19 protein-coding genes, 1 tRNA gene and 1 pseudogene are annotated in these 24,154 nt (G+C 60.8%); 10 read left to right on the top strand and 11 right to left on the bottom strand.

The genetic code is table 11. The features are described 5' to 3' along the window. On the top strand, positions 1 to 936 hold the full coding sequence (locus IE095_RS08035; RefSeq protein WP_189411112.1) for an ATP-grasp fold amidoligase family protein: 936 nt from the start codon (positions 1 to 3) through the stop codon (positions 934 to 936). On the opposite strand, the gene bchE is transcribed toward IE095_RS08035, so the two are convergent. Then, positions 917 to 2,419, bottom strand: a complete 1,503-nt coding sequence (gene bchE / locus IE095_RS08040; protein WP_189411113.1) for a magnesium-protoporphyrin IX monomethyl ester anaerobic oxidative cyclase — start codon at positions 2,417 to 2,419, stop codon at positions 917 to 919. The two genes, IE095_RS08035 and bchE, sit on opposite strands and share 20 nt — an antisense overlap. Positions 2,420 to 2,525: 106 nt before the next feature. On the opposite strand from bchE, the gene IE095_RS08045 reads away from it, so the two are divergent. Both IE095_RS08045 and IE095_RS08050 read left to right on the top strand, forming a co-directional pair. Continuing rightward, positions 2,526 to 3,113, top strand: coding sequence for a (d)CMP kinase (locus IE095_RS08045; RefSeq protein WP_189411114.1), 588 nt, complete (start codon positions 2,526 to 2,528; stop codon positions 3,111 to 3,113). Then, complete coding sequence (locus tag IE095_RS08050) at positions 3,110 to 3,901, top strand: SDR family NAD(P)-dependent oxidoreductase (protein WP_189411115.1); 792 nt, start codon at positions 3,110 to 3,112, stop codon at positions 3,899 to 3,901. The genes IE095_RS08045 and IE095_RS08050 overlap by 4 nt, the downstream gene beginning before the upstream one ends. A gap of 183 nt (positions 3,902 to 4,084) precedes the next feature. On the opposite strand, the gene IE095_RS08055 is transcribed toward IE095_RS08050, so the two are convergent. Beyond that, complete coding sequence (locus IE095_RS08055) at positions 4,085 to 4,459, bottom strand: winged helix-turn-helix transcriptional regulator (RefSeq protein ID WP_229804632.1); 375 nt, start codon at positions 4,457 to 4,459, stop codon at positions 4,085 to 4,087. A 141-nt stretch (positions 4,460 to 4,600) separates the two neighbouring features. Between IE095_RS08055 and IE095_RS08060 the strand changes: the two genes are divergently transcribed. Continuing rightward, entirely contained in the window at positions 4,601 to 5,233 is a 633-nt protein-coding gene (locus IE095_RS08060) for an NAD(P)H-dependent oxidoreductase (RefSeq protein ID WP_189411117.1), read from the top strand. 38 nt (positions 5,234 to 5,271) lie between these two features. Here IE095_RS08060 and IE095_RS08065 read toward each other — a convergent pair whose 3' ends face one another. The 3 genes from IE095_RS08065 to IE095_RS08075 are packed head-to-tail and all read right to left on the bottom strand — an operon-like array spanning position 5,272 to position 7,202. Next, the gene (locus tag IE095_RS08065; protein ID WP_189411118.1) at positions 5,272 to 5,742 is read right to left on the bottom strand and encodes a DUF2948 family protein; all 471 of its coding nucleotides are present in this window, start codon (positions 5,740 to 5,742) and stop codon (positions 5,272 to 5,274) included. Then, positions 5,739 to 7,010, bottom strand: a complete 1,272-nt coding sequence (murA, locus tag IE095_RS08070) for a UDP-N-acetylglucosamine 1-carboxyvinyltransferase (protein ID WP_189411119.1) — start codon at positions 7,008 to 7,010, stop codon at positions 5,739 to 5,741. Before murA ends, IE095_RS08065 begins: the two co-directional genes overlap by 4 nt. A gap of 9 nt (positions 7,011 to 7,019) precedes the next feature. Beyond that, the gene (locus IE095_RS08075) at positions 7,020 to 7,202 is read right to left on the bottom strand and encodes a hypothetical protein (protein WP_189411264.1); all 183 of its coding nucleotides are present in this window, start codon (positions 7,200 to 7,202) and stop codon (positions 7,020 to 7,022) included. 132 nt (positions 7,203 to 7,334) lie between these two features. Between IE095_RS08075 and IE095_RS08080 the strand changes: the two genes are divergently transcribed. After that, positions 7,335 to 7,409: transfer RNA gene (locus tag IE095_RS08080), tRNA-Thr, on the top strand. Between the two features lie 844 nt (positions 7,410 to 8,253). Here IE095_RS08080 and IE095_RS08085 read toward each other — a convergent pair. The 4 genes from IE095_RS08085 to IE095_RS08100 all read right to left on the bottom strand — a co-directional run bounded on the left by IE095_RS08085 (position 8,254) and on the right by IE095_RS08100 (position 12,930). Beyond that, entirely contained in the window at positions 8,254 to 8,796 is a 543-nt protein-coding gene (locus tag IE095_RS08085) for a hypothetical protein (RefSeq protein ID WP_189411120.1), read from the bottom strand. A gap of 239 nt (positions 8,797 to 9,035) precedes the next feature. Next, positions 9,036 to 9,377 (bottom strand): hypothetical protein, encoded by a 342-nt coding sequence (locus IE095_RS08090; protein ID WP_189411121.1) that lies wholly within the window; start codon positions 9,375 to 9,377, stop codon positions 9,036 to 9,038. A gap of 65 nt (positions 9,378 to 9,442) precedes the next feature. After that, entirely contained in the window at positions 9,443 to 10,573 is a 1,131-nt protein-coding gene (locus tag IE095_RS08095) for an SH3 domain-containing protein (protein WP_189411122.1), read from the bottom strand. Positions 10,574 to 10,641: 68 nt separating this feature from the next. After that, a complete protein-coding gene (locus IE095_RS08100; protein WP_189411123.1) occupies positions 10,642 to 12,930 on the bottom strand; it encodes a calcium-binding protein in 2,289 nt (762 codons plus the stop codon). A gap of 439 nt (positions 12,931 to 13,369) precedes the next feature. Between IE095_RS08100 and IE095_RS08105 the strand changes: the two genes are divergently transcribed. Next, positions 13,370 to 14,320, top strand: a complete 951-nt coding sequence (locus tag IE095_RS08105) for a LysR family transcriptional regulator (RefSeq protein ID WP_268247715.1) — start codon at positions 13,370 to 13,372, stop codon at positions 14,318 to 14,320. 554 nt (positions 14,321 to 14,874) lie between these two features. Here IE095_RS08105 and IE095_RS08110 read toward each other — a convergent pair. Further along, positions 14,875 to 15,096 (bottom strand): annotated as a pseudogene (locus tag IE095_RS08110) (integrase core domain-containing protein); the annotation flags it as partial. Positions 15,097 to 15,186: 90 nt separating this feature from the next. Between IE095_RS08110 and IE095_RS08115 the strand changes: the two are divergent. From IE095_RS08115 to IE095_RS08130, 4 genes are all read left to right on the top strand, one after another. Then, positions 15,187 to 15,333, top strand: a complete 147-nt coding sequence (locus IE095_RS08115; RefSeq protein WP_229804633.1) for a hypothetical protein — start codon at positions 15,187 to 15,189, stop codon at positions 15,331 to 15,333. 288 nt (positions 15,334 to 15,621) lie between these two features. Continuing rightward, complete coding sequence (locus tag IE095_RS18590; protein WP_189411126.1) at positions 15,622 to 18,489, top strand: SNF2-related protein; 2,868 nt, start codon at positions 15,622 to 15,624, stop codon at positions 18,487 to 18,489. 16 nt (positions 18,490 to 18,505) lie between these two features. Next, positions 18,506 to 20,179, top strand: a complete 1,674-nt coding sequence (locus tag IE095_RS08125; protein ID WP_189411127.1) for a site-specific DNA-methyltransferase — start codon at positions 18,506 to 18,508, stop codon at positions 20,177 to 20,179. 2 nt (positions 20,180 to 20,181) lie between these two features. Further along, on the top strand, positions 20,182 to 22,995 hold the full coding sequence (locus IE095_RS08130; protein WP_189411128.1) for a DEAD/DEAH box helicase family protein: 2,814 nt from the start codon (positions 20,182 to 20,184) through the stop codon (positions 22,993 to 22,995). 359 nt (positions 22,996 to 23,354) lie between these two features. Here IE095_RS08130 and IE095_RS08135 read toward each other — a convergent pair whose 3' ends face one another. Next, positions 23,355 to 24,152, bottom strand: coding sequence for a FadR/GntR family transcriptional regulator (locus IE095_RS08135; RefSeq protein ID WP_189411129.1), 798 nt, complete (start codon positions 24,150 to 24,152; stop codon positions 23,355 to 23,357). Positions 24,153 to 24,154 lie beyond the last annotated feature (2 nt).

Below are 24,154 nucleotides of genomic sequence, written 5' to 3' on the forward strand. Positions count from 1 at the left end.
ATGCCCAGTGCTGCGCGTTTGAAATGGCAAAGGCGGCGGGAGAAGGTTCTGGCGCGGTTGGACCGGATGCTGGGGTCGCCTTGGCTGCGTTGGCATTTTCGGCAGAAGGTGGGTTATTGGCCGCATTTGCGGCATCCGCGGAGCCATAACGAAAAGATTCAGGCGCGAAAGCTGTATGACCGGAACCCGCTGTTCCCGATGCTTTCGGACAAGATCGCGGTGCGGGATCATGTGCGGAATGTTCTTGGGGAGGAACGGGCGGAACAGGTGCTGCTGCCGTTGTTGGGGCAGACGGGGCGGCCGACCGAGGCTTGGCTGCGGGCTTTGGGGCGGGGGGTGGTGGTCAAGGCGAACCACGGCAGCGGCTGGAATGAATTGATCCGTGATGATGGCAGTGCGGTGAATTATTGGCTTTTGGCGCGCAAATTGCAGGGCTGGTGCCAACGCCGCTATGGGCAAAGGAATCAGGAATGGGCCTATTGGTCGATTAGGCCGCGGATTTTGGCGGAACCGATGCTGTGCTATCCGAATGGTCGGGCGGCGGATGATTTCAAGTTTAGCGTGAATGGCGGCCGGGCGACGACAGTGCAGGTGCAGCGCGACCGTTTTGGCAACCACGAACAGGCCTATTTCGACCGCGACTGGAACCGCCTGCCGATGCAGATGGAAAAGCTGCCCGCCATGCCCGACACGCCGCCCGCGCCCGCGCAACTGGCCGAGATGATCGTGGTGGCCGAGGCGGTGGCGGCGATGCTGGATTATGCGCGGGTGGATTTTCTGGTGACCGATACGCGCTTTGTGCTGAACGAGATCACGCTGTATCGGTCGAGCGGCTTTAACGCTTTTATACCCGAGGAATGGGATTTCATCTGGGGGGCGCAATGGCCGATGCAGATGGTGCGGCCTAAGGGCTGGTTCAGGCGTTGGTGGTCTTAGGCGGCAAGCGGGCCAGCAATTTTTCCGGCAGTTGATCCGTGCCCCACATCTGCGCCACCGTCTGCCCCGGCTTGGCCCTGTGTCGCCAAGCATCGCGGAATTCGTGGATCCAGACGCGGCGGCCCATGCGGGTGTACCAGCGCATGGCATGGCGGATTTCGGGGTCGGGGTGGAACCATGTGCGCCACAGCGCCTTGGGGCGCAGTTGCAGGCAAGCCTCGATCAGTTTGACCCAAAGAAAGACGCGCCAAGCGGGGACATGCGGGGTTTCCAGCACCTGATGTTTGTAATCCCAGAGCCTCAGGTCGGTCTGGATCACCCGCCGCCCGGCGGATTGGCCGTGAAAGGGTGTCCAGCGGTGGGGCGTGGCAAAGACCGACATGATCTGATCCGGGTCATAGGCCAGAAGATGGCGCAAAAGCCGGGCATAGTCGCGGTCGCGTTCTTCTTCAAAGCCCACGGCAAAGGTGCAAAGGCCGATCATGCCGTGTTGGCGCAGGAGTTGGATCGCCTGCCGATCCTTGGCGCGGCTGCCGCCCTTCTTGACGGTGGTCAGGGTGGCCTCATCCGTGCCCTCCAGCCCCAAAAGGAAACGCAGACAGCCTGCCTTTTTATAGAGAGGCAGGATGTCGGCATCGCGGACGATATCATCGGCGCGGGTGGATCCGATGATGGTCACCGGCACGTTTTCAGCGATCATGGCGTGCAGAAACGCTTCCCATGCCTTGGGTGACGATGTTGGGTTTTCATCGGCCAGATTGATCAGCGTGACGCCCTCCTCGCGGTAAAGCCGGGCGATTTCGGCGGCAAAGCGGGCGGGGTCGCGGTGTCGCCATTGCGTCCAGAAACCGCGCTGGCCGCAATAGGTGCAAAGATGCGGGCAGCCGCGTGAAAATTGCAGGATGACCGCCCGCCTGCCGCCCCAATAGCTGTAGTCGGCATGGCGGATCAGTTCCCAGCCGATGCGATGTTGATCCAGATCGCGGATCATCGGGGCGGGCGGCGTGGCATGGGGCTGGCCATCGCGGCGATAGGCGATGCCGGGAACCTTGGCCAGATCGCCCGTTTCCAGCGCCCGGATCAGGAGGGGTGTGGTCGCCTCACCCTCTCCGCGCACGATCACGTCAATCTCGGGATGGTCGCGCAGAATGTCGGCCCAGTGATAGCTGGGAAAGACCCCACCATAGAGGATCGTCACATCGGGCCGCAGCGCCTTTATCTGGCGGGCCAGATGGCAGGCGGTGGGATGGACCGAGGTGGAGCCGGAATGGCCAATCAGCACGGCCTGTGGATCGGATTGCAACACGCGGCGCAGGATCAGCCAATCGGGCATGGGGCCGATATCGGCGTTGATCAGTTGCACGGCATGGCCTGCGTCAATCAGGGGGCCGCCGATGGACAAAAGACCAAAGGGCGGCAGATGTTCGCGGGGAACGCGGGAACCGATGGCGGTATGGGGCGGATGCAGCAGGGTGAGGCGCATGGGGTTTCCTTTCGCTGACCCTTGATCGGCGGGCAGGGGCGCAGAGAAAGGCCAGCGCTTTCGCATTTCTGGCGCAGAGGCTAGAGTGGCGGAAAGTGAGGGATAAATGATCTTTACCGTGGCCATTGATGGGCCTGCTGCAGCGGGCAAGGGCACTATTGCGCGGGCCGTGGCCGCCCGTTTCGGCTTTGCCCATCTGGACACGGGGCTGCTTTACCGGGCCGTGGGCGCCTTGGGCGGCGATCCGGTGCTGGCGGCGCGGGGGCTGGTGCCAGACGATCTGGCGCGCGAGGATCTGCGATCCTTGGCGGCGGGGCAGGCGGCAAGCCGGGTGGCGGTGATCCCCGAGGTGCGGGCGGCGCTGACGGATTTCCAGCGGCGCTTTGCGCGGGCCGAGGGCGGGGCGGTGCTGGATGGGCGGGACATCGGCACGGTGATCTGCCCCGAGGCGGAGGTAAAGCTGTATGTGACGGCCAGCGCGCAGGTGCGTGCCCATCGGCGCTGGCTGGAGCTGGGGGGGGATGCCGCGCAGGTGCTGGCCGAGGTGGTGGAACGCGACAAGCGCGACAGCGAAAGGGCGACGGCGCCCTTGAAACCGGCGGCGGATGCGCTGGTTTTGGATACGTCGGACATGGGTATTGAACAGGCGGTGGCGCGGGCCATCGCGACAGTTGAGGAAAGGCTGAAAGCATGAGTGATCTGCGGATTCCCGATCTGGCGGGCAAGGCGGTGCTGATCACCGGGGCCTCGACCGGCATTGGTGCGGCCTTGGCGCGGGGTTTTGCGGCGCAGGGCGCGATGGTGGGGCTGCATTACAATTCCAGCCGGGTGGAGGCGGAGCATCTGGCCGAGGAAATCACGGCAGCGCATGGCAGGGTGCATCTGGTGCAGGCGGATGTGTCGAAGGGTGACGCAGTGCGTGCGATGGTGGCGGAAGTGTCGGCGCAGTTCGGGCGGCTGGACGGGTTGATCAACAACGCGGGCGGGATGGTGCGGCGGGTGCCCTACGAACAGGCCAGCGAGCAGGATTATGATGAGATCATGGATCTGAACGCGCGTTCGGTGATTGTGGCGTCACAGGCGGCGATTCCGCATCTGAAACAGACAGCGGCGGATTCGGGCTGGGGCGGGTTCATCATCAACACGACTTCGGTCGCCGCGCGCAATGGGGCCAGCGGCGGGGCGGGGCTGTATGGATCGTCCAAGGCCTTTGTCCACAATGTGACACGCGGCATGGCGAAAGAGCTGATCCCCTTTGGCATCCGGGTGAATGCGGTGGCCCCCGGCGTGATCACGACACCTTTTCACGAACGCTATTCGACCGAGGCACAATTGGCCGCGCAAAAGGCCGCCACTCCGGCAGGGCGGCTGGCGACAGCGCAGGAATGCGTGGGGGCGTATTTGTTTTTGGCGAGTGCTACGCTGTCGTCTTATGTCGTGGGGCAGTGTCTCGAGGTGAATGGTGGTATGCTGATGCCCTGAGGCAACGGCATGGCCTTTGGCCATATTCCTATGCGTTCGAGGGGGCGTTGCCCCCTGTTCGCTGACGCTCTTCCCCAGCCCGCGCAGGCTTGCGCGGGCGTTCGGCGCTGAAATCGGTCCTCTGGACCGATTTCCGGGCGCGCCTCACCCCCCAAGATAATTTCGAAGAAAAGATGAACGGGATCAGGCGGCGGCTTCCGCAGCCTGTTCGTCAAAGGCGGCGCGGGCGGTGTCGATGGCTTCGTGGTTGGCCAAGGCCCATTCGGTCATGACTTTGACGGGGCCGCGCAGGGATTGGCCCAGATCGGTCAGATCATATTCCACCTTGGGCGGGATCGTCGGGTGGTAATGGCGTGAAATCAGACCATCCCTTTCCAGATCGCGCAGGGTCAGCGACAGCATCCGCTGCGAAATGTTCAGCTCGCGCTTTAGTTCGTTAAAGCGCCGCTTGCCGTTGCGCAGGGAAAAGATGACCAGCACGCTCCACCGGTCGCCCACGCGGGCCAGCACCTCATTGATTTTTTTGCAATGGCCCATCGCCTCGGGGCAGGTGTGCATCGTGGTATCATCCTTGTGACTTGGACACATATATGTGCGCTCTTGCGGGATTTGTCCAGTGCCCTAAATACATCTGGTAACAAAAATATACCGAAGCGGAAATGGATACCGCCGAGGCCGGATAGGACAAGGACGACGACGATGTTGCAGGAAAAACTGAACTGGCGTTATGCGACGAAAAAAATGGATCCGTCGCGCAAAGTGCCCGAGGACAAACTGGCGCGCATTCTGGAGGCGATCCAACTGGCGCCGACCTCCAGCGGGTTGCAGCCGTTCGAGGTGATTGTGGTGACGAACCCGGAAGTGCGGGCACAGATCCGCGCGGCGGCCTGGGATCAGGCGCAGATCACGGATGGCTCGCATCTGCTGGTCTTTGCTGCCTGGGACAACTACACCGAAGACCGCATTGACGCGGTGGTGGGTGACATTGCCGCGCAGCGGGGTGGGGCATCCGAAAACCTGCTGAACTATTACAACAATCTGAAAGGCATGTATTTGCCCCGCCCGGCCGAGGAGAATTACCAGCACGCCGCACGGCAAGCCTATATCGCCTTTGGCCTGGGCGTCACGGCCGCGGCTTTTGAAGCGGTCGATGCCACACCGATGGAAGGGTTTGACCCTGCGAAAGTCGATGAAATCCTGGGCCTGCGGGAACGGGGCCTGCGGTCGGTGACGCTGTTGCCACTGGGCTATCGCGCGGCCGAAGGCGATTGGTTGCAAGGCCAAGCCAAGGTTCGCCGCGATCTGAACAAATTGGTTCGCGAAGTGGCCTAACCTAACAGGACGGGGCCGGGGAACCCCCCGGCCTCGCCCTAAATTTCGTGCTGCGGCGCTTTGCCCGATGGCGCCACATGGGGCCGTGTGACATCTTTCAAAGTGGCATCCAGCGCCTCGACGTCAAGCGCGATCCGGCCGCCGCCTGACAGCGTCAGCACGATGCGCCCCATACCATCCTTGGCCGCAACAAAGGTCATGCCCAAAAGCGCATGGGCCTGGTTGCGGTCAAAGCCCTGCACCTTGACGCCCAACACATCCTGAAAGGACAAGACCGCGCGCACCCTTTCAAAGGGTCGCCCCGCCCTTTCCGCCGCCACCCGGTCCTCCCAGCGGAAACGGTTCAGCAACAAGGCGAATTGACGCGGTTTGGCCTGCCAGGCCATGTCCTTGCCATCAAACACTGCATCCTGCACCAGCGCCGCCATCACATTCAGATCATCATGATCCTGCGCGATCAGCGCCAGCGGACCCTCGGCCCCATCGGCAAAGCCAGCGTCCCGCGTCATGCGCCCTTCACCCGTTCGATTTGCGCGCCACAAGCCCGCAGCTTTTCCTCCACATGCTCATAGCCCCGATCCAGATGATAGACCCGGCTGACCACGGTTTCGCCTTCGGCCGCCAGACCCGCCAGAATCAGGCTGACCGAAGCCCGCAGGTCGGTGGCCATCACCGGTGCACCGCGCAGTTTTTCAACGCCCGTCACGGTGGCATGACCACCATGCACCTCGATCTTGGCCCCCATACGCAGCAGTTCTGGCGCGTGCATAAACCGGTTTTCAAAGATCTTCTCTTCCAGAACCGAGGTGCCATCCGCCGTGCAAAGCAGCGCCATCATCTGCGCCTGCAAATCGGTCGGGAAGCCGGGGAAGGGTTCGGTCACGACATCCACCGCCTTGACCCGCCCATTCTTGCGGCTGACCTTCAGCCCCCGCGCGGTTTCCGTCACAGAAACCCCCGCCGCATCCAGCTTTTCGCAAAAAGCCCCCACAAGGTCGATCCGCCCACCCAAACATTCCACCTCACCCCCGCAGATGGCCGGGGCCAGCATGTAGGTGCCCAGTTCAATCCGGTCGGCCACCACCGGATGCGTCGCCCCGCCCAAGGCCTGAACGCCCTGAATGGTGATGGTGCTGGTGCCTTCGCCCTCGATCTGCGCACCCATCCGCCGCAGGCATTGCGCCAGATCGACGATTTCGGGTTCCCGCGCTGCATTGTTGATGACCGTCGTGCCCTTGGCCAAGGTCGCGGCCAACAATGCGTTCTCGGTCGCGCCGACGGAAACAAACGGGAAGTTGATCACCGCGCCCTTGAGCCGCCCGCCCGGTGCTTTCGCGTGAACATAGCCATCCCGCAGGTCCAGTTCCGCCCCCATCGCCTCCAGTGCCTTCAGGTGCAGATCCACCGGCCGCGCCCCAATGGCACAGCCGCCAGGCAAGGACACCACCGCGTGACCATCCCGCGCCAGCATCGGCCCCAAGACCAGAATCGAGGCCCGCATCTTGCGCACGATGTCGTAATCGGCAGTGTGGTTGCTGATCTGGGCCGACGACAGCGCCAGAACCTTGCCGCCTTGCAAGCTGGCCACTTCCGAACCCAAGGACTGCAAAAGCTGGGTCATCGTGGCAATATCCGACAGGCGCGGCGCATTGGTCAGCGTCAGCGGCGCATCGGTCAAAAGCGTCGCCGGCATCAAAGTGAGGCAGGCGTTCTTGGCCCCCGCAATCGGAATTTCGCCGTTCAAGGGGCCATTGCCCCGCACAATGATCTGGTCCATCTGGCCTGCCTATTCGGTTTCTTGTTCTATGTCGTCTTGTGCGGTTTCAAGCCGCGCCCGGGCCTGTGCCTTGCGCTTGGCCATATTCGCCTTCAGGGCCGCTTTCAGCCGATCATCCCGGCTGTTCCCAGCCTTGGCGGTCTTGGCCGCCTTGGGCTTTTCCATAGGGTTATGATCGGGATTGTGGCTCATGCGCCTCTGCATAGCGGGAAGCGCTGGCAGGGTCCAGATTTCCCGCACAAGATCGGCGAAAGAGGGCTTGCGCGGCCCCGGCTTTGAGTCTAACACGCGGCCCATCGCGGAAGCCCAACCTTCCCGCCCGGCGCTGCAGTAGCTCAGTGGTAGAGCACTCCCTTGGTAAGGGAGAGGTCGAGAGTTCAATCCTCTCTTGCAGCACCACCCTAACCCATTGATCTCAAAGAAACCCCTTGCATTCAAGGCGCTGGTGCCATTTTTGGTTCCAAAATCGGTGCCAAAATTGGGTTCGGAAATGGCTGCGAAGCGACGTCATTGGAAGGAAAAAGGCGGCCGCTTCTGGGCTCGGATCGGTATTCCGGCGCGCCAACCCCGCGGTTGGAGCAGGGTTTGAGGCGTTGTTTTCTCGGATGGTCATCCCTTCACAATAGTCAAGAAGGCCGAAATCTGGCGCGGGTCAGTAATCGTCAGCCTGACCAAATCGGCATTCGCCAGATCCCGCATCGATTTCAGCGCAGCGTGGCGGCCGTCGGTGTGTTACCGAGCGGGAAGATAACCACCAGCGCCCTGTTCGGTCAAAGGAAGTGTTCCCGAGGGGGAATATTTGGACGACCCGCAACGAAGGAACACAGCATTGTTCCCGACCGGGAACATTTGCTGACTCATTGTGCCGCCGATTCTGCCTGATTTCGACAGAGGCAGCCCAAGCCTGAAACAGGCATCTGCGCGGCACCCGAAGGAGCAGGTAAAGGTGTTGTTTCCGAGCCGGGATCTTCATTTAAGGCGGAATAGGGCGGAAAGCGGACCTTCGCCGCGGCGATGACGAATGCCCGGTTCGGGGCCGCCCGGCGCTCATACATCCCAGCGGTAAAGATCGGAGTTCGATGCTTTCCTAGAGGGTAAGAGAGGCGTCTAGGTTGCGTCAGGCAGCACAGATGGCACGGTCCGGCCGAAGCTATCAAACAGTTTCACCCGGCCTCGGCAAGCTGCCAAGGCCGGGCAACGAGCCGCCCGATGTGCGTGACGAAAAGGACCTCACCAAAGACCGTCAGAGCCGCCCGTAACGGGTGTCGAAGATCTCGCCCTTGGCATTGACGGAACAGACCAGATGCTTATGCCCGGATGCGAGCTCGATGTAGTAGTTGTCCGCCCCCTCCTGGCCCGCCTTGACGACATGAATCTGGTGGCGGCCGACACTCATCGCGGATGCGGCGTCATTCACGCAGGAATTCATGGCCGCCTGGGGAACCTTGACCCCCTTCACGTTGCTGGTCTTGTAGGAAAGACTGTTGGCCCGCTCCTTTTGCCCGGCGTCATAGCCCTGCGCAAATGCCGTGCTGCTGTTGGCCGGGTCAAAAGCCACATTGTGCAGCCCGTCGCGATAGCCCCGTTCAAAGTCCGCAGTTTCGGCCGCATCCTTGGGGCGATAGCCGTCGCGATAGTGCGTTTCCTTGTGTGAAACGGCTGCGATGCCCAGAATTGCAGCGGCTGCAAGCGCGAATTCGTCGCTCTTCTTGTCCGCTAGCGCGGCACCGCTCCACATCTGCAACACAAGTGCCGCCGCCGCCGCTGTAGCTAGAACCTTCTTCATTGGTGATCTCCTTTCATTGTCGTTTCTGTCGTGGCTGATCGGCGTGTTAAGTGGGCCGAAACTTTCCAAGAACGCTACCCGCAGCCCGTCACCGGGACGGAAGACCATAGAGTGCCACAGATTGGCATGATCCCCGGCAGTCGTCGGAAGATCCGAAGCCCGGGTCTTCCGCGCATCTATTAGGCAAACCCCATGTGGCACCCTGCCTGCCACAGCCCGCGGGCCGCGCCATTCATCACCTATTCGCAGGCGGGGTAGAGGTAGCGATCAGCCTCGGAGACATCCACCGGGCAGCTTGTCGGTGCCGTATGCGTCCAGTGAACAACATGCCTGCCGGCGGGGTTGAACGAGCATTGGAACGTTTGGCCGTTCGAGGCGCTGCCATTGACCGCATGGGTGCCGTCCGACCTTGTTCCCTCGTAGGTCAGGCTGACGATATCGCTGGGCGAGACATGAAGATGATGGGCGGCGTAGGTGTTGCAGATGGTCATCATCTGCGACTCGTCCGCGGCCGATGCCGCCGAGGCTGCCCCCAGCGCAGCAGAGGCGACGGCAAGAAAACCCAAAACTATTCTGTTCATGTTGTTGGTCCTTCGGTTGATTGTTGCAATCGTTTCGTCGTCTGGGCGAGAGTTCCGCCGCCGTATCAGCCCCCCCAGATGACCGCGTCGGGGATGACAAAGCGTTCCTGTCCGATAGTGACAATGCTGTCAGAGCCGTCGCGAACCGCTGACATCGCGGTGTCCTTTTCTGCTTCGGACTGGTCATAGGCGACCGCCTCGCCCGACGCGAAGACGATCACGCGGCTTCTGCCGTCCGGCCATTCGATGGTCACGACGCCATTGCCATTGCCCTGTCGTGTGACCCCGAACGCGCAGCTTTCCGTCAGAGCCCCGGCGGTCCGTGCGCAATCAACCGTGCCGGTGGCGTTGAAATCCGTGCCCGGCACAAGCGCATCCTCGCCATCCGCAGGCACTGGAAGCATGTCGGGAAGCTGGGTTGCCACGCCGTCGCCGCTTCCCTCGACCAGAAACTCTCCTGCTGCCCAGCCTTCAAGGCCCGGGTCCGACAGAGTCGCGACATTGCACCACCGGCGCCCCTCGGCCATGCGGCATCCCAGGTTCCGCAGCGGCGTGCCAGTGGCAAGACGCGCAACAACACCAGCGCCAGTCGAGGCTTCTGCCCGAAGCGTCAGGGGGCCACCACTGGTCTGAACGGCCCAGAAATCGGGGCCGCCCTGCAGACCATCCGCAAAATCGCCCTCCGCCACCTCGCCGGTGTCGCCCGAAACCGAAAGCTTGATCCGATAGGTTGAGGTTTCACCCCGCCGGGCGGCGCTGCGATACAGAAAGACCGATAGCCCGTATTCGCCAGACGTCGGCAGAAGACCCGCATAGCTGTTTGCCGTGGCCAACTGTTCGCCAATGACCAGCGCCTCATCGCCGGGGCCGTTGCCGGGGGCATAAAGGTTGAAATAGGTCGCGGTATTGTCGGCTCTAAGGTCGATGGCGATCTGCTGCCCAGCCTCGGCACCGATTTTGTAAACGACGAATTCGTTCCCTGTTATCCGTCCATTGATCGTGGCACCCGTAGCGCCGGGCGGGAAATGCACCTGTTCTAGGCGCATGTCATTCTGTGCCCATAGCGGAGCGGTAGTGCCCGGCAGCGTGGCAGTGATCACAAGCAGGCCAAGCAGTGCCCGGGTCAGATTGATGCCCTTGCGCCCGCCGAACGGTGCGCGCGGCATTGCATGGGTCTTGGGGATGAAATTTGTCATCATTACCTCGCTTCGCAGGCTGGATCGGGATGGCTGCGGTTAGCTTGTAAGGCCACCGCCGGGCGGCATCAGGCTTCGAAGATGAAATCACTGACCCCCAAGTTCACGACGCTGCTGGCTCCCGTCGTAAAGACAAGGTCCAGATCCGACGCGTGGACCGTCTCAGTGCCGTTGCCCACAAACCTGAAGACTGCGACCGCGTTGCTGCTATTGCGCACACAGAGCAACTGCGCCGTCCCAGCCGTCGTGGTGCCGGCATATTGCGAAACCATCTGCGCTACGCTTGCCAGGTCAAACGAAGTCGCCTTCATGAACTGAACGACTTCGTTGCTGCTGTCCCAAAGGCCCGATGCGGGGACCACATCCACAGCAACCGCATTATCGACGGTGGTATTGCCATTGCCGATGTCAAAAGCCGACATGTCGAAGGCGAGCTTGTCGGCCGCGCCAAAAGTCTCGGCAATTCTGTCTGTGCCGTTCAGGGAATCGAACACGAAGACATCGGCACCGTCCCCACCCTGCAACGTATCATCGCCCCCACCACCGATCAGGCGGTCATCGCCCGCGTGGCCAAAAAGAACGTCATTACCTGCGCTTCCAGCCAGTGTGTCGTTACCGCCATCAGACCCGCCCTCAAGCGAGTCAGCGCCGTCACCTCCTACGAGTGAATCGTTGCCCCGGTTACCATAGATCGTGTCGTTCCCATCGTCCCCGGACAGCGTATCGTTACCGCTGCCGCCGCCGATGAAATTGTTCAGGCGGTTGCCAGTCCCGGTAAAGTCGCCCGTCCCGGCAAAGACCAGCCGTTCGATCTGGCTACCCAAGGTGTAGCTGTTGATCTTGGCTTGCACAGTATCCGCCGTGCCTTCGTGCGCGACTTCCTGAATCACGTCATTGGCGCTGTCGACGATGTAGAAGTCATCCCCCGCATCGCCGGACATGAAATCGGCGCCCGTGCCGCCATCCAACCTGTCATGCCCGGCACCGCCGAACAGCTGGTCACTTCCCGCTTTGCCGAACAGCTGGTCACCACTGTCGCCGCCGACAATCTGGTTGGTCAGCTCATTGCCGTATCCGGTAAACTCGCCGCTCCCGACGAAAGTCAGGTTTTCGACATTGTCGTCCAGCGTGAAGCGCAGCAGGGTTGTGCGAACTTCATCTTCACCCGCCATAGCGACCTCAATGATCGATGCCTTGGCATCATTGACGATGTAGAGAACATCGCCGCCACCACCGACCAGCTTATCGGCCCCACCTTGCCCGTTCAGCGTATCAGCACCGCTGCCCCCGGCGATGCGATTCGCCCGTTCATTGCCGATGCCCTTGAACTTGCCGGTTCCGGTGAAGGTCAGATTTTCAAGATTTTCACCCAGCGTATAGACCGCCAGCGAGGTCAACACGGTATCGGTGCCATTGCCCGCCAGTTCGGCGACTGTATCGCCAGCGTCCGAAACGACATACGAATCGTTGCCATCACCCCCGGCAAGGCTGTCGTCGCCCGCCTCTCCGTCAAGCGTATCGTCCCCGGCACCGCCCGCCAGCGTGTCGCTTCCGGCTTTTCCGTAAAGCGTGTTGTTGCCCGAATTTCCGATCAAGCGATTTGCCAGACCATTTCCCGTGCCGGTCAGGTCAGCGGTTCCGGTAAGGTCCAGTTCCTCGACATTGTCGCCAAGGGTGAAGTCCACATCGGTAATGACGATATCCCGGCCTTCATTCTCGTCCTCGACAACAAGATCATTTGTCGAACCGACAAGGTAGGTATCTGCGCCATCGCCGCCGACAAGGCGGTTGACCCCAAGAACACCGCCCAGCGTATCGTCCCCGTCGCCCCCCAGCACCGTATCGTCACCACCGCCACCCATGACTGCGTCATCGCCGCCGCCGCCTTGGATCGTGTCGTTCCCGGCGTAGCCTTCAACCCGGTCGTCGCCAGCCGCCCCATCGAGCTGATTGCCGATTCCGTTGCCGAAGACCATATTGTCGAGCCGGTTCCCGGATCCAGAAATTGCCGTCGTTCCGACGAGGCGGAGATACTCGATATTGTCGCCAAGCACAAAATCGACTGATGAAGTCACAAGATCTATCCCAGCACCGGACACTTCCGTCACCCGATCACCAGCGGTATTCACGTAATATTCGTCATTTCCGCCGCCGCCGAACATCCGGTCTGACCCGTCGCCACCGCGGATCGTATCATTTCCCTGATCGGCATAAACGATATCGTTGCCCGCGCCCGCCTGAATGAGGTCATTGCCAGTCGTGACGCCAACGATCTTGTTCGATGCCGGGGGCGCGATCAGCCCGTCGCCAGAACGGTGGATGAAATCCTTGTTGCTCGTACCTTTGATCTTGGCCATTTTTCACCCCAAATCCAAACTGTTGTCCCACCCACCAGGCACGCCAAGCCACTGTCCCCGAAACACAACAGGCAGATGGGACGTGGTCCTGTGGCGACGTGGCATCCCTTGAGTTCATCGGCGGGATAGGCATCTCGGTCAATTGAGATGTTCCCGGCATTGTTGAGTGAAGATCAACCAATGGTGGTGATCTCGCGACTGCCCTGATCCAGCCCCGGCCTTGCCCATGCGGCGGCTTGGGCGATCCCGAACACCGCCTTCACAATCGGCTATTCTAGACCAATCACCGCCCAGTGGTGTTGATTGATTGCTGCTTGACGCTGAGCCGTTTGATCGGCCTAGTGGAAGGTGGAACTGGTGTGTTCCCGGGCTATCCGCCTGAACGAACCCGATAGTTATCAACCAAGCAGACCCCGTTCCGGCGGGTAGCCACGGACATCTGGCGCGACAAAATGCAAGAGATTCACCCCCGCAATTCCAACGTCATTCAGCGTGCCCCGCGCTTCTCAGAAGTCTTCAATACCTGGATGCGCTGGCGCGGACGGGGTCGCTGTCCAGTGCGGCAGAGGAACTTGGCGTGACGGTAAGTGCCGTCAGCCACCAGTTGAAGGATCTGTCAGACTTCCTCGGGGAACGCCTCTATATCAAGTCGGGCCGCGGCGTTCTGCTGACGGCAAAGGGAAAGGAACTGGCGCATTCCACGGCACAGTCTTTTCGCGCACTGGACGCCGGGCTGCTTGAAGCGATCGGCAGTCCGCGATCGACCCTGCGTGTCGCTGTCTGTTCGTGTTTCGGTCCTCACTGGCTTTCGCCCCGTTTGCCACAGTTCCGAAGCGCCAATCCCGAGATCGATCTGGATCTGCGTCTGTATGCAAACGACCCCGATCCGCTGGACGGCGTCGCCGACGCAGTCATAAGCGCTCTGCCACTCAGGGCGGGCTACAATTCAGTTGATCTGTTCGACGAGCAACTGGTGCCAGTGATTTGCCCGTCTGCCTCTCATAACATCGCAAAAAATGGCTTGCAGCTGATTACCACCGAGACCGAGCCGTGCAAGATCGGCGACGACTGGCTTAGCTTTGACAGGGAGACGGGTGCAGGTTTTGCTGCGCGCCGGATCGGCGACTGGGTTGTTTGCTCGCACTACATTCTGGCCATCGAACTGGCGAGAGCGGGTCTTGGTGCCGCGCTCATCCCGGACTTTCATGCCGAACGCTCGCTTCGGGACGGCACATTGGTCAAGCTTCACCCGGCGACTATTCCTGCAGGCCGAACCTACAGCCTCTATTACAAGACGACACGCGCAAACGAAACAGCGATCGCAGCCTTCGTGCGCTGGTTCAGGACGGAGGTGCGCAAGTCGCGGATCGCCACGCGGATCGCAAGTTAGCGGGCCAACGGCGCCGGTCGAACTGGATAGGGACGCATGTCGATCCGGGCATCGACCACGTTGCAAAGCACCGACTTCACTTCCCGGAGGACGGCAACCAAACCTCTCTCGCGGCAAAGGCAACTTGGCCGACCCAAGCCTCCACCCCTTCGTTTCGCGTCTGACCAGATGACGGTCGCGCGACACCCGACACTCAGACGCACCGCGCCCTCGCAGACTCGATAGGGTGACCGCTGACAGACATCCGTGTGATTTCTGGTGTCGGTGTGGTGCGGCCGCAGGCCAGGCGCGCTCTAAGACGCTCTTTCGTGGGTCGGCGCAATCCGCATACGCCCGGAAAGGTCTTGACCAGAACCATGACCTTCGGTCTTCAGCCGGAAGAGGGTTCTTCATACCGGGATGAGCCTCTCTTACGACCGGGAACGGTGCTCATCCTCGTCCGTCTCTGCAATAGTATATGTTCTTAAGTAAGTAGCATTACATATATACTAAGATAGGAGAGACGGACGAGGATGTGAACCGCCCCGGGTTTGCCGGAGGCTGATGTGGGTTAGTTACGCGGCCATGGCTTCAGTTTCCAGAGCAGCACAGAAGTTTGCTTCTGCCTCGGCGGGCGGAATGTTCCCGATCGGCTCGAGCGGGCGGCGGTTGTTGAACCAGTCGACCCATTCCAGCGTTGCGTATTCGACGGCCTCGAAGCTGCGCCACGGACCACGACGGTGGATGACCTCGGCCTTGAAGAGCCCGTTGATCGTCTCGGCCAGCGCATTGTCATGCCCGTGATGACCGGCGGGAACCTGTCGTCGGTTGCCGCACATGCCTGTCGCGCAGCGATTGCCAAACAGACCGGTCGACCGACTTCGGATGTGGCCGTGTTTGACGTCGCCGAGTCCGAGGCCGGTGTCGGTGTGATGGCAACCGTCGCCGGGGCCGATGCGGCATGGGCCTGCCAATCCAGCCCCGATGGCCGGGTCGCGGGTGTCACCTACACAGGTAGCGAAGGATCGCTTTAGTCTGCATCATGCCGTTTGCTCCTTCGCCGATGGTCACGACGATTTAGGCAAAACCCCATCCGACCTCAGTATCGCAGCGCGCTATCGTCAATCGTCAGCAACACCCGAAAGGTCGATGATGTCCCATTCCTTCGCGACCAGCCCGGCCGTCCTGTTCCTCACCGTCCACGACCTCCCTGTCGCAAGAGCCAGCAGGAGATCGCCGCCGAGGCGGGTTTCCCCAAAGCTACCGGCGGTCTTTAGGAAACTTCAACTGGACCTCGTTTCCACCCCTGCTAGAAACGATCCATGGGCACATCATCTTACTCAGTATATCAGTCAAAGTATTTTGCACATTTCCTGACACGCGAGGGGATTGGTGAAGACGAGGCCCTGACACAGTCGCTCTCCTCGGCGCGTGTCGATCTCAACCCGCATCAGGTTGACGCCGCCATGTTCGCCCTGCGCTCGCCGCTTTCGAAAGGCGTTCTGTTGGCCGACGAAGTGGGGCTAGGCAAGACCATCGAGGCTGCCCTCGTTTTAAGCCAAAGGTGGTGGGAGCAACGGCGCAACCTCCTCCTCATTGTTCCCGCTTCGCTGCGCAAACAATGGGCGACAGAGCTTCGCGAGAAATTTTCCCTGCCATCGACCATCCTCGACGCCAAGACACTCAAGGATCTCGTTGCCGCCGGTCAGCCCAGCCCAATCGGGCGTCGCGAAGGCATTGTCATCCTGTCCTATGAATATGCCGCCCGCATCGCCGACACGCTGCGAACCGTGCCTTGGGATCTCGTTGTCTTCGACGAAGCCCACAAACTGCGCAACGTCTACAAGGCGACCGAGAGCCAGCGGTCTGCCGTGCTGCGCCGTGCCCTTGCCGACCGCCAGAAGCTGCTTTTGACAGCCACACCTCTTCAGAACAACCTCATGGAACTCTACGGCCTCGTCACCATCATCGACGAGACCTATTTCGGGTCCGAACAGGCCTTCAAGGCCGAGTTTGGTGGGCGCGAGGAAGCCGCCTCACGCCTCTTGTTGGCGCGGCGGCTGGAACCGATTTGCAAGCGGACGCTGCGGCGGCAGGTTCAAAAAGCGGGCCTGATCAACTACACCAACCGCCTGCCCAAAACCTTCGACTTCACCCCGCACCGGCTGGAGGTCGATCTTTACGACTCGGTTTCCACCTATCTGCAAAATCCCGATACCATCGCCTTGGGTCAGAACGGGCGGCACCTTGTTACCCTCATGCTGCGCAAGATTCTTGGCTCGTCGTCGTTCGCCATCGCCCAGACGCTGGACAAGATGCTGCACCGGCTTGAGGCCAAGCGGATCGTTGATGATGCAACCCTGGATGACATCGACGGGTTCGCCGAAGAGGCCGAGGAATGGCGCGAGGCGGGATCAGCGGCCGAGGCGGATGCCGTCGAAGATCATTCCGACGATGCTATCGACAAGATCGACCCCAAGAAACTAAAGGCCGAGATCAAAGAACTGACGCATTTCCGCGATCTCGCCCGGTCGATCACCGCCAATGCCAAGGGCAAGGCCCTGCTGGATTGCCTGCCCGGCGTCATGGCCGAGATCGCCAGCAAGGGCGGGCAGCGCAAGGCGGTGATCTTCACGGAATCGGTCCGAACCCAGGCCTATCTGCGCGACCTGTTGGAAAGTAACGGCTTTGCCGGGCAGACCGTCATCCTGAATGGCGCGAATTCTGACAAGGACAGCGCAGCACTTTACAAGGCCTGGGTCGCGAAACACCGGGGGACCGAGGCCGTCTCGGGCTCCAAAACCGCCGATATGAAGGCCGCCATTGTCGATGCGTTCCGCCATGACCGCAGCATCCTGATCGCCACCGAATCCGGGGCCGAAGGCATCAACCTTCAGTTCTGCTCGCTCTTGATCAACTATGACTTGCCCTGGAACCCCCAGCGTGTTGAACAAAGGATCGGCCGCTGCCACCGCTATGGCCAAAAGATCGATGTCACCGTCATCAACTTTCTGAACCGCAAGAACCAGGCCGAGGAACGCATTCACCAGTTGCTGGAACAGAAATTCAAGCTGTTCGAGGGGGTCTTCGGGTCTTCGGACGAAGTCCTGGGCGCCATTGAATCCGGTGTCGATATCGAACGCCGCATTCTGGAAATCGTGCAATCCAGCCGCAGCGACACCGAAATCAACGCGGCTTTCGACCAGCTTCAACAAGAATTCAGTGTCGAGATTGACGAGGCCAAAAAGGATGCCCGCAACAAGCTGCTGGCCCAGATGGACGATAAGGTCATCGAACGGCTTCTGGACCGCAAAGAGACGGTCAATGCGGCCTTAGGAGAGTTCAAGCGCGCGCTGCTGGGCCTTGCGCGTGCCGAACTGCCCGAGGCGCGGTTTCATCCCGATCATGCCCAGCGCTTTGATCATCAGGGCGTCACATGGTCCACCGAATGGCCCGAGGCCGATGCCCGCGGCTGGAACTTCTTTCGGCTGGCCGACGGGGGGCTGGCGGATCAGCTTGTCACCCGCGCCAAGGGCCGCCGTCTGCCGCCCGCAGCGCTGACCTTCGACTATGACGCCTATGACGGCAATCTGGGCGATGTCGCCCCCCTGCGTGGCCGGGCGGGCTGGATGCGGGTGGCACGTCTGACGCTGGCCACCCCGGCGCGGACATGGGATGAGATGATCTGTGCCGCCCTGACCGATGACGGTTTGCCGCTCGATGCCAGCACGGCGGCGCGGATGTTGCAGGTCCCGGCGCGCGCGGCGGGCGCGGTGGGGGCCGCCCTGCCCGAAGCCGATCTGGCGGCGATTGTCGCCGACCGGCAGGGGGCCTTGGTCGGGCAGGCGCAGGCGCGGCTGGGCGAATTCCTGAACGCCGAGGATGAACGTCTGGACGCCTGGCGCAATGATGCCCGCGTCGCCTATGACCAGCAGATCAAGGCGCTGACCAAAGAGGCGAATGACCGGAACAAGCTGGCCCGCGCCACGGCGAACCTGCAAGCCAAGGTCGAATTGCAGCGTGAGGGCAAGGCCCTGAAACGGCAGGTCGATGACCTGCAACACCAGCTTTACACCCGCCTGCGCGAAATTGATGCCGAGCGTGAAGCCATGCTGGACGCCGTGGCCGAACAACTGAACTTGACACCACAGGTCGAAGACCTGTTCACGATACGATGGATGCTGACCTGAGAAGGAGCCTGATCTGATGGCCGCAAAGACCAAGCTGGAGCTGACCTGGATCGGCAAGGACATCCGCCCCCGGCTGGAACCGCGCATCCTGATCGAAGACCCGGAGTATTCGCATCACGCCGAGGCGCGGCGCGAGGGGGATATTTTCGACAACGTCCTGATCCACGGCGACAACCTGCTGGCGCTGAAGGCACTGGAGACCGACCCGAACGTGCGGGGCAAGGTTAAATGCGTGTTCATTGATCCGCCGTATAATACGGGGTCGGCGTTTGAACATTATGATGACGGGTTGGAGCATTCCCTTTGGCTGGGGATGATGCGGGATCGGCTGGAGATATTGCGGAATCTGCTGACGGATGATGGGTCGCTGTGGATTACGATTGACGACAATGAGGGCCACTATCTCAAAGTTCTGTGTGATGAAGTATTCGGAAGGCGCAATTTCGTTTCGAATATTGTTTGGCAGAAGAGATATGCTAGAGACAACAATGCCGCGATAGGCAGCGCTCACGACCACATCCTAGTATATGCGATGTCTTTCGACAAGTTCCGAGCCTCAAGAAACAAGATTGAGTTGGACGATAAAACTCGATCTCCGTATAAGAATCCAAACAATGACCCGTTAGGTCCGTGGCAGTCTATTTCTTTCACGGGCGCTGGATTTCGTTCGAATATGATGTATCCGATATTTGGCCCTGATGGCAGAGAGCATCGACCACCAGAAGGGCGACACTGGGCTGCATTGGAACCAGAGTATAAACGTCTTCTTGATGAAGGAAGAATATGGTTTGGTTCAGACGGAAAAGGTGTTCCCCGTGTCATCAGATACCTCTCAGAAGTTGAGGGTCTTATACCTTCATCGTGGTGGCCCCACGATGAAGTTGGACATAACGATGAAGCAAAGAAAGACGCATACGCATTACTCGGCAAGGAGGCAGCATTCGCCACTCCAAAACCGGAGCGCTTGCTGTCAAGAATTGTGAGAGTCGCCACCAACCCCGGCGATCTCGTGCTCGACTCCTTCGCAGGCTCCGGCACAACAGGCGCTGTAGCCCACAAAATGGGTCGTCGCTGGATCATGGTGGAATTGGGCGATCATGCCAAAACCCATATCGTGCCCCGGATGAAGAAAGTCATCGACGGCCAAGACAAGGGCGGCGTGACCGAGGCCGCCAGCTGGAAGGGCGGCGGCGGCTATCGTTTCTTCCGGCTCGCGCCCTCACTGCTGGAAAAGGACCAATGGGGCAACTGGGTGATCAGCAAGGGCTATAACCCCGAAATGCTGGCCGAGGCGATGTGCAAGCATTTCAACTATGCCTATGCCCCCTCGACCGAACATTACTGGATGCACGGCCAATCCTCCGAAGGCGCGTTCATCTATGTGACGACAAACAGCCTGACCTTTGACCAGCTGCGCGCGATTTCCGACGAGGTGGGCGAAAACCGCAGCCTGCTGATCTGCTGCACGGCCTATGAGGCTGGGGCGGACAGGCTGGCGAACCTGACGGTGCAGAAAATCCCGCAGGCGGTGCTGACGGCCTGCGAATGGGGCAAGGATGACTATTCGCTGAAAATCGAATCCCTGCCGATGATGGCCGAGGACGAGGAGGAGGAGCCCCTGACGGTCAAGGCGGTCGGCAAGCGCGGGGACGGGACACGCGACCTTTTCGCCGATGATCAGGAGGCGTGAGAATGAAAGAGATCGACCCGAAACGCGCCGTCACGCAGATCATCCAGCGCCTGTCTCTGCGCAAACCACAGGCCGAGGCGCTGCGGCGGCTGGACGATATTGTCGATCTGATCGCGCCCAGCAAGGAAACCGATGTGGCGGTGGCGCGTGACGCCGTGCGCGCGGCCTATGGCCAACTGCCTGATGCAGCGTTTGAGGATTTTGAGCGGGACTTTCCGTCGATCTGTTTTGCGTTGGCGACGGGGGTGGGCAAGACGCGGCTGATGGGGGCCTTTATCAGCTATCTTTATATGATCGGGAAAAGCCGGAACTTCTTTGTTCTGGCGCCGAACCTGACGATCTATGAAAAGCTGCTGGCGGATTTCCAGCCAACCAGCGCGAAATATGTGTTCCGGGGGATCGAGGCCTTTGCGCATGACGCGCCGCTGATCGTGAACGCGGAAAACTATGAAGAAGGGCGCGGGGTTCGGGGGACGGATTTCTTTGGGCGTGAAGGCGCGATCATCAACATCTTCAACATCTCCAAGATCAACTCCGAAGTGCGGGGCGGCAATGCGCCCCGGATCAAGCGGTTGCAGGAATATATCGGGGAAAGCTATTTCGCCTATCTGTCGGGGCTGGATGATCTGGTGCTGCTGATGGACGAGGCGCACCGCTATCGCGGGTCGGCCGGGGCGCGGGCGATTGCGGAACTAAAGCCGATCCTGGGGCTGGAGGTGACAGCGACGCCGATGTCGGTGGGGGCCAGACCGCAGGCGTTCAAGAACGTGGTCTATCGCTATGACCTGCCGGACGCGATGGAAGACGGCTATGTCAAGGAACCGGCGGTCGGCACGCGGGCGAACTTTGACCCGAAATCGGTGGACGAGGCCGCGCTGGAGCGGATCAAGCTGGAAGATGGGATCAATTACCACGAGCATGTGAAAGTGGCGCTGGAAAGCCATGCGCGGCAGCATGGGGTGCGGGTGGTGCGGCCCTTCGTGCTGGTGGTGACAAAGGACACGGCCCATGCGCGGCAGGTGCGGGACTTCATCGAATCGGACCAGTTCTTTGAAGGGCGGTATCGGGGACGGGTGATCGAGATTCATTCGAAACTGTCCGGCGAGGAAACGGACGAAAACGCGCAGCGGCTGTTGAACATCGAAAAGGGCGGCGACACGGATATCGTGATCCATGTGAACAAGCTGAAGGAAGGGTGGGATGTCTCGAACCTGTTCACAATTGTGCCGCTGCGGGCGTCGGCCTCGGAAATCCTGACCGAGCAGACTTTGGGGCGGGGGCTGCGGTTGCCCTATGGCAAGCGGACGGGCGTGGCGGTGGTCGATCAGTTGACGGTGATCGCGCATGAGCGGTTCAACGACCTGATCGAGCGGGCGAAAGAGGACAATGGGGTCACGCGAAGGCTGAAGACGGTCACGATCGGCGAGGGGGGGGATGTGCCGGCATCAAAGCCAGTGTTGGTGACGGCCCCCTGTGTCGTCGATCAGATGCTGCAAGAGGCCGAGGCGCAGGCGGCGGCCGCTGCGGCGGCGGGTGGCCCGCCGGGCCCCTATGATCCGCCACCGCAGGCATCGACCCCCGGCCTTGCAGAAGCCGCGTCATCGTTCGGGTGTCAGCGGCCCGAAGAGTTTGCGCTGGCAAGGACGGTGCTCAACGTTGTGCTGCCCAATGTGAGCAAACAGGTGTCGTCGATGCGGGATCTCCAGGATCCGAAGGTGATTCAGCTGATCACCGAAACGGCTTTGGCAACCCAGAAGGTCGATGAGGGGCAGTTTGTCTTTGTGACGCCGGAACGGGCCGCAACTGTGGTGGAAGCGGTCTGCAAACAGCTGATCGAGCGGACGATCGCCATCCCGACCTTGACGATCACGCCGAAGGATCAGGTCTCGTTCGGGTTCCGGGCCTTCCAACTGGACTTGAAAAGCTGGAACTATCAGCCGCTGTCGCGAGAGTTGCTGATCCAGGTCCTGCGGACGGAACAGCGGGCGATCATTTCCGGTGAAGCGGGGGGCGAACTGCCAGAGCGGCTTGAGGATTACATCGTCGCCAAACTGATGGACTTTGCCGAGGTAGATTATGACGCGCACGCGGCGATCCTTTACGATCTGGCGGGGCAGGTGGTGGCGCATTTCCGGCGGAAATACGCTGAAGAAGAAAAGCTGCGCACGGTGTTGCAAGGCCATGCGCGGGCGATGTCCGAGGCCATTTTCGTGCAGATGAAACAGAACATGTGGCGGGGGCAGACGCGCTATCGTGTGACCTTGAACACGGCCTTTGACCAACTGCGACCGCAGACCTTCGACGGCAGCGGAACGGGCGTGATGCGCGACTTTCGCAATCCACCAGAGCAATTGAACCAAATCAAGCGCTTCATTTTCACGGGGTTCACGAAGGGCTGCTACAAGATGGCCAAGTTCGACTCGGATACCGAGCGGAAGATGGCCGTCCTTCTGGAGCGCGACCCTGACGTGCGCTTGTGGATGAAACCAGGTCCGAACCAGTTCAAGATTTTCGATTCTGACGGTGTCCCCTACCAGCCGGATTTCGTGGTCGAGACGGACAAAGAGAAGCTGATCATCGAAACAAAGCGCAGCAGCGAGTTGACGGACGCCGGGGTGTTGCGAAAGGCCGAGACGGCTGCATTGTGGGCCTTCATTGCGACGCAGGCGCAAGCGGCGCTACCCGGCGAGAAGTCATGGTCGTATCTGTTGGTGCCTGACACAGCAGTTCTTGAAAATGCGACGGTCGGCGGATTGATTTCGGCGCATGTGCGGTTAGCGGATACCGATCTTCGCGCCCGATATGACCTTCACTAAGAACAGATTGGTCGTGCCATATGGGACCGCGCGACCGGTGGGTGGGACCGGCCACCGCCGATCCCAAATCTTCCGGTTCAGGTCACGGAATGCACCTGAACTTGTTCCGGATTCAGATTGTCGAGCGGTGGGCGGTCCGGCATGCTGCGTGGCGAGGCGTTCAATGATCGGCTGAACGCACTCGATAGGGCCGCACATTCATTGCACAGGCCACCCTCCGGTCCATCCTGCGCAGTTCATCGTCGCGCCGACATATTCGCCGTTTCAGCGCACGGTGTTCCTTCGATCCGGTCGGCCGACTTTCGATCGCGTCCCAAAGGGTTCTGCCATTCCCGGCTCGCCGGCCTCCGCCCGCCCCATCACCCAGACGGCTTTCCCTTCTGCACGAACAAATCCGTGTTCCCTAACAACCGCTTCACAGCCTTGCGCGCCGCTTCCGGCTTTTGCAGCCGGATCTGCTTTTCGATGTCTTCATGCATATCCTGCGCATGGCGCAGGTCATTGGCCTCACGGGTCACATGCACGAAAAGGTTTTCCAGCGCCGAGCTGATCAGCACCCCCAAAGGCAGCAGCAGGTCGTTCCCCGCCGCCCGCAGGATTGCCACATGAAACCGCATATCGGCCTTGGACCGCAGGGCAAGACTTGCCGCCGTTCCCATATCGGCGCAGGCCTGACTAATTTCCCGCATCTGATCGTCGTTCCGCCGCGCCGCCGCCAGGGCTGCCGCTTCCGGCTCGATGATATGCCGGAACTCTTGCACCGAACGCAGATAATCGGCCCGATGCGGGCTTTCCGCATACCAACCCAGCACATCCCGGTCGAATAGGTTCCAATTCTCGCGTTGTTCTACCCGGCTGCCGATCTTTGGGCGCGAGGACAAAAGCCCTTTCGCCATCAGCATCTTGATCGCTTCACGCACAGCGGTGCGGCTTACGCCAAAATTCTCGCCCCACTGCGCCTCGTTCGGCAGGATCGAACCTTCCGGAAACTCGCCCTGCACGATCCGCCGACCGATATCATCCGCGATCTGCGCGTGAACCATGGCCCCCGCAATCAGCCGCTGACTGCCTGCGGCCCGTCCTTGCGCCTGGCCCGCAGCCCTTGGCGCCCTTTGCCCAGCGGATCCCTGCGTTCCGCTGTCCGGTTTACCTGCCATTC

Origin of the sequence: Neogemmobacter tilapiae (assembly GCF_014652215.1) — a bacterium.
GTDB lineage: Bacteria > Pseudomonadota > Alphaproteobacteria > Rhodobacterales > Rhodobacteraceae > Neogemmobacter > Neogemmobacter tilapiae.